The sequence below is a fragment of the Planomicrobium okeanokoites genome (assembly GCF_003428875.1).
GTDB lineage: Bacteria > Bacillota > Bacilli > Bacillales_A > Planococcaceae > Planococcus > Planococcus okeanokoites.
On the sequence record NZ_QQRS01000005.1, the window covers coordinates 35,144 to 48,341 of the forward strand.

General features: G+C 46.5%; 14 protein-coding genes. 1 reads left to right on the forward strand and 13 read right to left on the reverse strand.

The genetic code is table 11. The features are described 5' to 3' along the window. Positions 1-20 precede the first annotated feature (20 nt). From prmC to D2910_RS12160, 10 genes are all read right to left on the reverse strand, one after another. Positions 21-878, reverse strand: a complete 858-nt coding sequence (gene prmC, locus D2910_RS12115) for a peptide chain release factor N(5)-glutamine methyltransferase (protein WP_117313672.1) — start codon at positions 876-878, stop codon at positions 21-23. Beyond that, entirely contained in the window at positions 871-1,944 is a 1,074-nt protein-coding gene (prfA, locus tag D2910_RS12120; RefSeq protein ID WP_117313673.1) for a peptide chain release factor 1, read from the reverse strand. Before prfA ends, prmC begins: the two co-directional genes overlap by 8 nt. Before the next feature lie 380 nt (positions 1,945-2,324). Beyond that, positions 2,325-2,918, reverse strand: coding sequence for a thymidine kinase (locus tag D2910_RS12125; protein WP_117313674.1), 594 nt, complete (start codon positions 2,916-2,918; stop codon positions 2,325-2,327). A gap of 228 nt (positions 2,919-3,146) precedes the next feature. Further along, a complete protein-coding gene (rpmE, locus tag D2910_RS12130; RefSeq protein ID WP_101801425.1) occupies positions 3,147-3,371 on the reverse strand; it encodes a 50S ribosomal protein L31 in 225 nt (74 codons plus the stop codon). Between the two features lie 150 nt (positions 3,372-3,521). Continuing rightward, complete coding sequence (gene rho / locus D2910_RS12135) at positions 3,522-4,805, reverse strand: transcription termination factor Rho (protein ID WP_084244228.1); 1,284 nt, start codon at positions 4,803-4,805, stop codon at positions 3,522-3,524. A gap of 118 nt (positions 4,806-4,923) precedes the next feature. Beyond that, a complete protein-coding gene (gene glpX / locus D2910_RS12140; protein ID WP_101801424.1) occupies positions 4,924-5,889 on the reverse strand; it encodes a class II fructose-bisphosphatase in 966 nt (321 codons plus the stop codon). Between the two features lie 164 nt (positions 5,890-6,053). Continuing rightward, positions 6,054-7,352, reverse strand: a complete 1,299-nt coding sequence (locus D2910_RS12145; RefSeq protein ID WP_084244224.1) for a UDP-N-acetylglucosamine 1-carboxyvinyltransferase — start codon at positions 7,350-7,352, stop codon at positions 6,054-6,056. Positions 7,353-7,477: 125 nt separating this feature from the next. Next, the gene (gene fsa, locus D2910_RS12150; protein WP_117313675.1) at positions 7,478-8,128 is read right to left on the reverse strand and encodes a fructose-6-phosphate aldolase; all 651 of its coding nucleotides are present in this window, start codon (positions 8,126-8,128) and stop codon (positions 7,478-7,480) included. Between the two features lie 84 nt (positions 8,129-8,212). Further along, complete coding sequence (locus D2910_RS12155; protein WP_084244220.1) at positions 8,213-9,070, reverse strand: class II fructose-bisphosphate aldolase; 858 nt, start codon at positions 9,068-9,070, stop codon at positions 8,213-8,215. An 86-nt stretch (positions 9,071-9,156) separates the two neighbouring features. Continuing rightward, on the reverse strand, positions 9,157-9,522 hold the full coding sequence (locus D2910_RS12160) for a response regulator (protein ID WP_117313676.1): 366 nt from the start codon (positions 9,520-9,522) through the stop codon (positions 9,157-9,159). Positions 9,523-9,592: 70 nt separating this feature from the next. Here D2910_RS12160 and D2910_RS12165 point away from each other — a divergent pair, with 70 nt between their 5' ends. Next, positions 9,593-10,078, forward strand: coding sequence for a DUF2529 family protein (locus D2910_RS12165; RefSeq protein ID WP_084244218.1), 486 nt, complete (start codon positions 9,593-9,595; stop codon positions 10,076-10,078). 47 nt (positions 10,079-10,125) lie between these two features. Here D2910_RS12165 and D2910_RS12170 read toward each other — a convergent pair whose 3' ends face one another. The 3 genes from D2910_RS12170 to D2910_RS16940 all read right to left on the reverse strand — a co-directional run bounded on the left by D2910_RS12170 (position 10,126) and on the right by D2910_RS16940 (position 13,015). Next, positions 10,126-11,724: a CTP synthase gene (locus D2910_RS12170; protein ID WP_117313677.1), complete on the reverse strand. Its 1,599-nt coding sequence runs from the start codon at positions 11,722-11,724 to the stop codon at positions 10,126-10,128. Positions 11,725-12,218: 494 nt separating this feature from the next. Beyond that, entirely contained in the window at positions 12,219-12,791 is a 573-nt protein-coding gene (gene rpoE / locus D2910_RS12175) for a DNA-directed RNA polymerase subunit delta (RefSeq protein WP_084244214.1), read from the reverse strand. 62 nt (positions 12,792-12,853) lie between these two features. Next, a complete protein-coding gene (locus D2910_RS16940) occupies positions 12,854-13,015 on the reverse strand; it encodes a hypothetical protein (protein ID WP_165850182.1) in 162 nt (53 codons plus the stop codon). Between the last annotated feature and the right edge of the window lie 183 nt (positions 13,016-13,198).

A 13,198-nucleotide genomic window follows, 5' to 3' on the forward strand; every position in this document is an offset into this window, starting at 1 on the left:
ATACCCAAATTGTGCACAAGTCAGGTATTAATACAGAAAACCATCCGGTCATTTTTGTTGATATCTTTTTTACAATAGATTTTTGCCTGTGGAAAAGCCTTTTTCAGCATGTTTTCCACAGCTTCTCCCTGCAAATGTCCGATTTCGAGACCGATAACCCCGGGTTTATTCAGCCGTTCAGGCAAATCTTCCATCATATGCTGATAGAGTGCGAGACCTTCCTGCTCCGCGAATAAAGCAGAGTGAGGCTCGAAATCCTTCACACTGTCGGACATGGCTTCGGCTTCAGAGTAGGCGATATACGGCGGATTTGACAAGATAACGTCCGACTTCCGCCCTGCTAATGGTGCCAGCAGATCACCTAGCTTAAATTCGATATCCGCTCCAAGCTCAACTGCATTCTTCTGGGCGGTATCCAACGCCTTTTGCGAAATATCAGTAGCCGTAACTTTTGAAGAAGGCATTTCCTGTTTCATTGTAATGGCAATGATTCCGCTTCCGGTGCCGATGTCGGCAATCGTCGGGGAAGGTTCAGGAATGTGCTTCTGAATCAGTTCCAATGCTTCTTCGACCAATTCTTCAGTTTCAGGACGGGGAATCAGCACATCAGAATTCACGAGGAATTTTCGCCCATAGAACATTTCATATCCTGTCAGGTGCTGCACAGGTGTCCCGTTGGCATGCCGTTCAATAAGATCCCAAAATTTTACGAAGCTGTCATCATCCATTTCATCGCGCAGCGAAGCCAACAGGCCGGCACGGCTGAGCTCAAGCGTGTGCTGGAGCAATATACCCGCTGCGGCTTCTTCCCGCCCATTATCCAATAAATAAGAAGAAGCCCGGTTAAGGGCCTCAAAAATTTTATGCGGTTTATGCATTGTTCAAGCTTTCCATTCGTGCAGACTGCTCTTCAACGATCAATGCATCGATCAATTCGTCCATTTTACCTTGAAGAATCTGGTCCAGTTTCTGGATTGTCAAACCGATGCGATGATCTGTTACGCGGTTCTGCGGGTAATTATACGTGCGGATCCGTTCAGAACGGTCGCCGGTTCCAACAGCGGATTTACGCACTGCGTCATATTCAGCTTGCGCTTCCTGCTGGAATTTATCATAGACACGCGCGCGCAAAACCTTCATGGCACTCGCTTTGTTCTTGATCTGCGATTTTTCATCCTGACACGTCACGACCGTATTCGTCGGAATGTGTGTCAGACGCACCGCTGACATCGTCGTGTTGACCGATTGTCCGCCGGCACCTGAAGACGCATAGGTATCCACGCGAATATCGTTGTCATGGATTTCGACTTCCACTTCTTCCACTTCCGGCAGACAGGCTACTGTCGCCGTCGAAGTATGGATGCGTCCGCCTGATTCCGTTTCCGGAACACGCTGCACTCGGTGAGCACCGTTTTCGAATTTCATCTTGGAATATGCACCTTTTCCGGAAATCATGAACACGATTTCCTTGAAACCGCCAAGTCCGGTAGCAGACGAATCCATTATGGTCACTTTCCAGCCTTTCGACTCGGCAAAGCGGCTGTACATGCGGTAAAGGTCGCCGGCAAACAGTGCGGCTTCGTCTCCACCGGCTGCTCCGCGGACTTCCATGATAACGTTTTTATCGTCGTTCGGGTCTTTTGGTATCAATAAAATATGGAGACGCTCTTCAATCGCTTCCACTTTCTCTTCCAATTCATTAACTTCTTCTTTGACCATTTCCCGCATTTCAGCATCCATCTTGTCGTCGAACATCGCTTTGGCGTCAGCCAATTGTGCTTTCAAATCCTTGTATTCACGGTATGCTTCCACCGTTTCCTGCAAATCTGACTGCTCTTTCGAATATTCACGAAGCTTATTGGTGTCGCTAACAATTTCCGGGTCACTTAATAATTCATTCAAACGGTCGTATCGATCTTCAACAGCTTGCAAGCGATCAAACATCGCCGTCACCTCAATTTCCTGTTACTATTTTGGTTTTCTTCTATTATATAAGTTAAAATATTAAAATACTTAAATACCGCTTCGACGCTTAGGACAAGCCTCCCGCAATAAGCCGAAAAGAGCACTCGTCTTCTGCCCGGTCGGCATTCGCCTGCTCCATAGCCGCGGCGGCGCTAGAAAAATCTCTAGAGATATGGAGCAAAACAGCGAAGACTCCCAGGGTGCAGAGGTAAATAATCTTGCTCCTGCATCGCTACGCTAGCTTCGTCGCAAAGACATAGCCTCGCACGCGTCGGCTAATGTCTTCGGAGCTGTTTTGCGGAATATCGGTTACTATAGATTCTATGTTCTACTTATTTATGTTATATACAGTATCACTTTCATTCAGAAACGGTAACGCCTGTCGGTACTTCGTGGTGGTGGCGGCATCTTGGTTCGTATGCTTCTGATGCGCCAACCAGTATGGTTGGATCATCAGACCCGGCCGGTTTGCCGTCGATTAAACGCTGTGTACGGCTAGCGGGTGAACCGCATACTGTGCAGACAGCCTGTAATTTTGTTACTTGTTCAGCAATCGCCAGTAAAGACGGCATCGGGCCGAATGGCAGCCCTCTGAAGTCCTGGTCCAACCCGGCAACAATCACACGAAATCCGTGGTTGGCAAGTTTTTGTACGTTCTCGATGATGCCGTCGTCGAAGAATTGTGCTTCGTCGATTGCGATTACATCGAATTCGTCTGTAATGTATTCCCACATTTCTTCGGAATGCGAGATTGGCAGCGCAATCACTGTCGTGCCGTTATGGGATACGACCGCTTCTTCACTGTAGCGATCGTCGATTTTCGGTTTGAATACTGCGATTTTCTGTTTGGCGAATTGCGAGCGTCTTACACGGCGGATCAGTTCTTCCGATTTTCCGGAAAACATGCTTCCACAAATCAATTCGACCCAGCCTGTCTGTTTCATTACATACATTTTAGGGACCCCTTTCAAACACTTGGATAGTTGGTTAGTTTTCTTTATATTTTTTAAAATCACTGAAGCAGTGTAAATAATTTTGTTAATTTATATAGTATTAATAATACCTAATTCCGGCATGCATTACCGCATTTTCTTGTAATTATGTATATGGATTCATCGATAAAAAAGCAAAAAAAAATCCTGCCCGGCGATTTCGCGCAAGGCAGGTATTTTTTTACACTCTTACTCTTCAGAGTTCGGGTTTTCTTCTTTAAGACCGTATTTTTTGTTGAAACGGTCAACGCGGCCATCAGCTGCTGCGAATTTTTGACGTCCAGTGTAGAATGGATGACATTCCGAGCAAAGCTCTACGTTAATATCTTCTTTTACAGATCCTGTAGTGAAAGAGTTACCGCAAGAGCAAGTTACTGTAGCTTGTTTGTATTCTGGGTGAATTCCTGTTTTCATGTGTTTTTCTCCTCTCGCCCTGAACCATCCGGAACAGAGTTTAATCTATTTTACTATTGCCTTACACGGCTCTTTAGGCCGTATATGCAATAGCTTTGCTTTTGACTCATTGATACTATCTTAACAAGATTTAATCTCTATTGCAAGAAATTAAATCGTCTTTTTTGATGCGCGATGAGCTTTCATTTCTGCTGTCAATTGCGCGAAAAAGTCTTCATTGGTTTGTGTCTGGTTTAATTTTTTCAGGAAACGTTCCGCAAAATCGTGGGTATCCGAGAATGTTTTACGGATTTTCCATAGTTTATCAAGTTCTTCTTTGCCAATCAACAATTCTTCCTTCCGCGTTCCAGAACGGCGAATGTCGAGTGCCGGGAATATGCGGCGCTCTGCCAGGCTTCTGTCCAAATGAAGCTCCATATTGCCTGTTCCTTTAAATTCTTCATAGATCACTTCATCCATGCGTGAACCTGTTTCCACCAGTGCTGTCGCCAATATCGTCAAGCTGCCGCCTTCTTCAATATTGCGGGCAGCTCCGAAAAACCTTTTCGGACGATGGAAAGCCGCTGGGTCAATACCACCGGAAAGTGTACGTCCACTCGGCGGGATCACCAGATTATAAGCACGGGCAAGGCGTGTAATCGAATCCATCAAAATGACAACATCCCGCTTATGCTCTACCAGGCGCATCGCGCGCTCAAGAACAAGTTCGGCCACTTTAACATGGTTTTCTGGGATCTCATCAAAAGTTGAAGATACGACGTCCGCATTGACTGAACGTTCGATATCAGTCACTTCTTCAGGACGCTCATCAATAAGCAGGACAATGAGCTCAGCCTCGGGATGATTCGTCGTGATCGAATTCGCAATTTCTTTCAACAACATTGTCTTGCCGGCTTTCGGGGGTGCAACAATCAGTCCGCGCTGACCAAATCCTACAGGCGACACCAAATCCATGATGCGTGTCGAAAGATGGTCATGGCTGGTTTCAAGACGGATGTGGCGATCTGGATATAATGGTGTCAATCCCGGGAAATGGACCCGTTCTTTCGCTACTTCCGGATCTTCCCCGTTCACCGCTTCTACCTGAAGCAAACCGAAATACCGTTCATTTTCTTTTGGCGGACGCACTTTGCCTGACACTTTGTCTCCGTTCCGCAAATCAAAGCGGCGGATTTGCGATGCTGAAATGTAGATATCCTGTGAGCTCGGTGAATAATTGATCGGACGGAGGAACCCGAACCCTTCGGATTGAATAATTTCAAGGACGCCTTCCATGAAGAAGAAGCCTTCCTGTTCAGCACGGGTTTTCAGGATTGCAAAAATCAGCTCTTTTTTCGTGAGCTTACTGTAATTGACGAGCTTGTATTCTTTCGCTAAATTGTAAAGTTCTTTTAAGGTCATATTTTCCAATGCGGAAATTGTAATCGTTGACATGTATGAGGACACCACTCTTATTCTGATTTTTTTAGGAAATAAAAATTGAGGTTAACAATTGGAAGATTTTAAAGAAGGAGCCCGGCTTTTAAGCCGGACCCATTTTGAAGTTCATTCATTAATCGTTCATCACGAGATTCGGTTTTTTCTTCAGACTGTGGCGCCCTTCCACAAAGCGTACCGTGCCTGACTTCGCGCGCATGACCAGTGTGTGGCTTTCTGCAAAGCCGCCCTTTAACTGGATTCCGCGCAATAATTCACCATCAGTGACACCGGTAGCTGCAAAAATTGCGTCGTCACCTTTTACAAGGTCGTCCATCATAAGGACCTTGTCTACATCGATGCCCATATCGATGCATCGTTTTCTCTCTTCATCGTTTTGCGGCATAAGCCTTCCTTGAAGCTCACCGCCAAGGCATTTCAAGCCCACAGCAGCGATTACGCCTTCAGGAGCTCCGCCTGAGCCGAATAGAATATCGACGCCTGTTTCATCAAAAGCTGTGTTGATGGCGCCAGCCACATCCCCATCATTGATGAGTTTGATGCGGGCACCCGCATCACGGATCTGTTGGATGATTTCAGCGTGGCGTTCACGGTTCAGGACTGTCGCCACCACGTCTTCGATATCCTTGTTCTTGGCTTTTGCCACAGCACGAAGATTGTCGATGATCGGGGCATTGATATCAATTTTCCCCACTGATTCAGGGCCGACAGCAATTTTATCCATGTACATATCGGGTGCGTTGAGCAGATTGCCGCGGTCGGCAATCGCCAACACGGCAAGTGCATTCCAGCCGCCTGCCGCTACAATATTCGTTCCTTCAAGCGGATCGACTGCAACGTCCACTTCCGGACCGTTGCCAGTCCCAAGTTCTTCACCGATATAAAGCATCGGTGCTTCATCCATCTCGCCTTCGCCAATTACGACGACTCCCTGCATGGGAATGGTATCGAATACTGTCCGCATGGCAGTCGTTGCCGCATCGTCCGCTTCGTTTTTGAGGCCGCGGCCCATCCATTTCGCGGAAGCGATTGCTGCCGCTTCTGTTACACGCACTAATTCCATTGATAAACTGCGTTCCATATTCATCGTTCCTCCTGTTCGGCTAACTTTGATAGTTGATTAAAATAAATCTTTTAAATCGATATTCATTAATACCAACTCATTCAAAAAATAAAGATTTAAATATAACCAAAGTATATATATGTCCCTATGATTGTAACATATATTGTTAAGCCAAACCCGAGTTAATTGGCGTCTGAGCTAAGGTCTGACCTCGAACTTGTTACCGGGTCGATTGTCTCTCTGCGGATGTCAGCACCCAAGCCACGCAATTTTTCAATGATTTCAGCATACCCGCGCTCGATATGATAGATTTCGCGGATTTCCGTTTCGCCTTCTGCGAGCAAGCCGGCAATCACCAAAGCTGCGCCTGCGCGAAGATCGGAAGCCACAACTGTTGCGGAAGTCAATGGTGTCGGGCCAGTGATGATGGCCGCTCTGCCTTCGACTCTTCCGCTTGCATTCATGCGGCGCAATTCGTCGATATGCTTGAATCTTGCAGAATAGATTGTATCGGTGATCATCGATGAACCTTCAGCCTGTGTCATCAGCACTGAGAACGGTTGCTGAAGATCCGTCGCAAATCCTGGATAAACAAGTGTTTTCACGTCAATCGCCTGCAATTTCTCAGGTTTAGGAATATGGATCGATTCTTCGCCTTCCTGTACATCGACACCCATTTCACGCAATTTGGCTGTCAATGCTTCCATATGGAAAGGAATGACGTTGTCAATCGTGATGCCATCACCAGCTGCAGCTGCAAGAATCATGAATGTGCCTGCTTCGATGCGGTCAGGAATGATTGTATGGTTTGTGCCATGCAATTCTTCAACACCGTCGATGCGGATTACATTTGTTCCGGCACCTTTGATCTTCGCGCCCATGTTTGTCAACAGGGTGGCAACATCGATGATTTCAGGTTCTTTTGCCGCATTCTCGATTGTCGTCTGGCCTTTTGCCAAAACAGCTGCCAGCATAATATTGATGGTCGCGCCGACTGAAACGACATCCAGATAGATTTTAGCTCCGCGAAGTTCATCAGCGCGCAGGTAGATGGCACCGTGTTCGTTCGTCACTTTAGCACCCAGCGCTTCGAAGCCCTTGATGTGCTGATCGATAGGACGTGGTCCCAGGAAACAGCCGCCAGGCAAACCGATGGCCGCGTGTTTGAAACGCCCGAGCATTGCTCCCATCATATAGTAGGAAGCCCGTAATTTTTTGACATTGCCATTCGGCAGCGGCATGTCGATCATGTTGGTCGGGTCGATGCTCATCGTGCCATCTTCAAAGCTGACTTCGCCGCCGATCTCTTCCAAAATATTCTTTAATGTCCATACATCAGAAATGCCAGGCAAACCTTCAATCTGAACAGGTGAATTCGCCAAAATCGATGCGGGGATCAATGCCACCGCGCTGTTTTTTGCTCCATTGACTTTTATCGTCCCAGACAGGCGTTTTCCGCCTGTAATTTTATAAACGTCCATCAGTATTCTCCTTTATCCCACTTTCATGGCTATCCGGTGCGCCAGCTGACGCTTTTCCTGAATACCATGAAAGTCCGATTGGCCCAGTTTGCCTTAAACATTCCGGACTCGGTTTCCTAATTATATTATTTTTCAGTCCGTTTTTCCCAGTCAGCCAAAAATGCTTCGATTCCTTTATCCGTCAATGGGTGCTTGAACATTTGCTCCATTACTTTAATCGGCATTGTACCAATGTGGGCGCCGTTCAATGCCGCATCTGTCACGTGTTGAGGATGGCGGATTGAAGCCGCAATAATTTCAGAATTAATATCGTGGATCGCAAAAATTTCTGCAATCGTCGCAATCAGATCCATGCCGTTATGGCCAATGTCGTCAAGACGGCCAAGGAAAGGCGATACATACGCTGCTCCCGCACGTGCCGCAAGCAAAGCCTGGTTTGCGCTGAAGATCAATGTAACGTTGACTTTTTTGCCTTCGCCCGCAAGAACGGCACATGCTTTCAAACCGTCTGGAGTCATTGGCAATTTAACTGTGATGTTTGGTGCAAGTGCAGCCAGTTCACGGCCTTCTTTGATCATGCCTTCAGCATCAAGAGCAATAACTTCGCCGCTGATTGAACCATCAACCAATTCAGCGATTTCTTTCAAGCGATCGTGGAAAGAAACGTTTTTCTCTTTTGCCACCAGCGATGGGTTTGTTGTAACACCCGATAGGATGCCCCACGAATGTGCTTCTTTAATTTCGTCAAAGTTTGCAGTATCAATAAAAAATTTCATATTTTTTTCCTCCTGTAGTACGGAAAAAAGAGAAGGCGCCTTTTGTCGCTTCTTCTCTCTTCCATCTATTTGCATTCTGTCTGATTACGCTTTGCCTGAGCTTCCGAATTCACGCATTTTACCGATTACAGTATTTTTGATGGCTTCGCGTGCCGGGCCCATGTATTTACGTGGATCGTATACGACTTTATCGTTGTCCAGAACTTCACGGACCGCTTTCGCTGAAGCGATCTGGCTTTCTGTATTTACGTTGATCTTCGCTGTTCCAAGCGATACAGAACGCTGAATATCCTTTACAGGGATTCCAGTACCGCCGTGCAGGACAAGCGGAAGATCGCAAAGCTGTGAAATTTCTTCCATCTCTTTGAATCCAAGATTCGGCTCACCTTTATATGGTCCGTGTACTGAACCAAGGGCAGGAGCCAGGCAATCGATTCCAGTCTTCTCAACCAATTGCTTACATTCCTGAGGATCGGCATAAATGACGCCGTCAGCGATGATATCGTCTTCCTGTCCGCCGACTGTGCCAAGTTCCGCTTCCACAGATACATTATGTTTATGTGCATACTCGACAACTTGTTTTGTTATCTCGATGTTTTCTTCGAAAGGATGGTGGGACGCGTCGATCATTACTGAGGTGAAACCAGCATCGATTGCTTCCTTGCATTTTTCAAAGCTCGAACCATGGTCCAAGTGGATTGCCACTGGCACTGTGATCTTATAATCATGCATTAGGCCTTTCACCATGTTCACAACTGTTGTGAATCCACCCATATAACGGGCTGCACCTTCTGATACTCCACAAATGACCGGAGAATTCTCCTCTTGTGCAGCTTGAAGGATCGCCTGAGTGAACTCCAGGTTGTTCAAGTTGAACTGACCGATTGCATATCCTTCTTCTTTACCTTTTATCATCATTTCTTTCATTGAAACCAATGCCATGACAAACTTCCTCCTCAGCGGCTAAATAAAGCAAATACCTTCCCTATCATAACAAAATCTGTATCTATCCGCCACTTCCTAGTGTATCAGTCCTCTAACAATTTCTTTACAGTCTCGCGCAATTCAAATACATCAAACGGTTTTGTGAAATGGCGCACCGCTCCCCAGGTCTTTGCTTCTTCAATCAGATTCAATTCACCATAGGCGGTCATCATGACGACTTGGACGCCATCACATTCCTTTTTCATGTGTTTCAGGATTTCAATGCCATCCATTCCCGGGATTTTCATATCCAGCAGGACCAGCTCAGGACGCATCTTTTCGAAAATGTCCAACGCCTCACGCCCGTTGCCGGCCGATACGGTCTCAAATCCTTCTTTCGAAAATACTTCTTGCAATAACATCCGTATACCCGGCTGATCGTCCACAATCAAAATCGTTTTCAATAAGATTCCTCCTACATTCTGCCTTCAGCATTTTTCAAGCCCTGCTTCTGCTATACTTTTGCTTGAGGTGAGAGAATTGAAAATATTGTCTGCACAATTATCCGAAATACTCGAGCGCATCGCTGTCCACGAACCGACACTCGAAGAAATTGCCCGCCTTCTTGCACAGGCTGCCATTGGTGAAGGAACCATTTTCATAGCTGCCTTCGGTGAAATGAAAGCTGTGGCCGCTGCCGCACTTGAAAGTACGGAGCCGCTGCTTTCGGCAAGCGAATGGAAACCGGACAGCATTCTAACAAGCGCCGACCGTGTCTTCATTTTAGCAAAAAAAGATGAAGGGGATGAACTGGCAGGCAGATTATCCGATGCCGCCATCCCATTTGCCATGATATCGGCAGAATCCCATAGCACGGATCTTCCGGAAGTATTCCTGTCGCTCGGCATCGACGAAGGTATTTCTGCAGGTGGCCGCACTGTCATTCCCCATGCACTGGCCGCTTTATACGCCTACTACAACATCAAGTTGATGATGGGCGAGATGCTGGATGAAGAAAACTATTAAATAGAAAGGCCATCCCGATTGAAATTGCCGGGATGGCCTTTGTTTTATTATTTATTGTCGATTGAAGCTCTGACAAATTCACGGAACAACGGCTGCGGCCGGTTCGGACGCGAGATGAATTCCGGGTGGAATTGGCAAGCCACGAACCATGGATGGTCAGCGACTTCAATGATTTCAACCAGTCGGCCATCCGGGCTAGTTCCAGAGAAGATGAAGCCGGCTGCTTCGAACTGTTCACGGAATTCGTTATTGAATTCGTAGCGGTGACGATGGCGTTCGTATACTAAACTTTCGCCGTACGCTTCATGCGCTTTCGAACCTTCTTTCAATTTCGCAGGCTGAAGTCCGAGACGCAGCGTGCCGCCCAGATCTTCGATGTCTTTTTGCTCCGGCAATAAATCGATGACCGGATAAGAAGTCTTCGGGTTCAATTCGGATGAATGGGCATCTTCCATTCCCATCAAATTGCGCGCGAATTCAACGGATGCCAGCTGCATGCCCAAGCAAATGCCGAAGAACGGCACTTTGTTCTCACGGGCATATTTCGTAGCGACGATTTTCCCTTCAACACCGCGATCCCCGAATCCACCAGGAACCAGGATGCCGTCGCAATTGCTCAATTTCTCTTCAACGTTTTCGGCGTTGACGTGTTCTGCGTTGATCCAGTCCACTTCAATATCCGAATCGAAAGCAAAACCTGCGTGTTTCAAGGATTCCACTACTGAAATGTAAGCATCCTGCAACTCGACGTATTTACCGACTAGACCGATGCGTACTGTGTTCTTCAGTGATTTCACTTTTTCCACAAGCCCTGTCCATTCCGTCATGTCCGCTTCTGGCGCTTCGATGCCGAAGTGATCCAGAACGATCTGGTCCATGTGCTGCTCCTGCAAACGAAGCGGCATTTCATAGATCACATCAACATCACGCGACTCGATGACTTCTTCCGCTTTAATGTCACAGAATAACGCAATTTTATCTTTCATATCCTGCGGTACCGGATGCTCCGTACGGACGACGATCAGGTTTGGCTGGATACCTAAACTGCGCAATTCCTTGACGCTGTGCTGAGTCGGTTTTGTTTTCATTTCTTTTGCTGCACCGAGGTACGGAATCAGCGTACAGTGGATGTACATGACTTCTTCGCGGCCCAGGTCGGATTTCATCTGGCGAATCGCTTCCAGGAATGGCAAGGACTCGATATCCCCTACTGTTCCGCCGATTTCTGTGATGACAACATCCGCTTTCGCCGTTTTCGCTGCACGCAAAAGACGATCTTTGATTTCGTTGGTGATGTGCGGGATGACTTGGACCGTTCCGCCAAGATAATCGCCGCGGCGCTCTTTTTGAATGACCGTCGAATAGACTTTCCCCGTTGTCACATTCGAATATTTGTTCAGGTTGATATCGATGAAACGCTCGTAATGGCCCAAGTCCAAATCCGTTTCCGCGCCGTCATCGGTTACGAAAACTTCTCCGTGCTGGTACGGGCTCATCGTACCCGGGTCAATGTTGATGTATGGATCGAATTTCTGGATTGTGACGTTCAATCCTCTGTTTTTCAATAAACGCCCAAGTGAAGCTGCTGTGATCCCTTTACCAAGCGATGATACTACGCCGCCGGTTACGAAAATATACTTTGTCATGCTTGTTTCCTCCTCGATTTTTGAAGACGTGCTTTGTGAGAAAAAGCTTTAATAAGCGAGATATTCCGCAAAACAGCTTCGCTTGAAACACAGTTGGAAAGCCAACTGCGATTCTGTTCCCCTGGGAGTGATTGCTGTTTTGCTCCATATCTCTAGAGTTCCTTCTAGCGCCGGCGCGCCTATGGACTGAGCGGAGCAATAAGACGAGTGGTCTTCTCGGCTTATTGCGGGAGCTAAGGAGTGCCATACGAAGATGGCCCTCCTTTGCGACGAGCAATGCGCAGGAGCATAATCTTCGCACTGTCCTAAGCGCCGAAGCGACTTGTTGAAGTATTTTATTATTAAACTATAACCCGGGAAAAAATAAAAAGCGCCCCTCCTGCTAAGTGCAGAGGGAGCGCATAAACTGTACAAATCATTTCTCCTGTTTTTAAGGAGCCCAGTAAAATCTTATCCAGTCCTACGGTTAAAGTCAAGGTAAAAAAATGTTCTGATTACTTCAACTCTTCGTCTTCTTCTTCATCTTCTTCGTCTTCATCATCAATTATGTTGCCATCGATGTCTTCGACCAGTACGTCAACATCCTCTTCATCCTCGTCTTCGTCCGTTTCCGCATCGAAATCGATCACTTCCACTTCGTCGCCGAGTTTAGGCGTTACGTCTTCATCGTCTTCTTCATCTTCGTCGTCAAAGTCATCGAAGTCGAGTTCATCTTCCATTTCAAGATCCATGTCTTCGAATTCTTCATCGTCCGCAACTTTCGCTTTCTTCTTGCGTGCTTTGACAGTCGGCGCAGATTCTTCTTCAATCTGTTCCACCGGATACCATTCACGAAGGCCCCAACGGTTTTCCCCGAGGATGAGGAAACGTCCATCAATGTTCATGTCCGTATAGAATTGCACAAGACGCGCTTTCATGTCTTCTTTTGAAAGGCCCAGCAAGTTCTCAATGTCCTCGACGATTTCAGGATATGTTTTTGTTTCATGGGTTTCAGCCAATAATGCGTATGTTAAGTCTACAAACGACTCTTCGATTAGTTCTTCTTTGGATAATTCACGTAATTTCAATTACCGCACGTCCCTTCTTCTCTCTTAACTTAATTCATTATATACAAAGTCTCTTCAGTCCGCTACCGTGACTTGTTTTTTCTTTTCCCCAATTCCTTCCACCCATAATAAAACAGGTACAGCGACAGGATGATCAATGGAACGGAGCCCAGTGCTCTATTGTACAGGAAAACGATCAATATGATGCAGACAATGATTATCAAATAATTTACGTACTTCGGCATAGTCAATCATCCTTTATAGCCCGCGTGCAATTTCTTCTATTATAACTGAGTTTCCTGAATATATCGAATAGCTGAATGTGATCAATAGGCTGAACAGATGCTATCGTTTCCAGCAAAGTCAGCTCCATGCAGATTTTTGCTGAACGCACGCAAATTTTTTTAATCGACCATATATCTACTTAA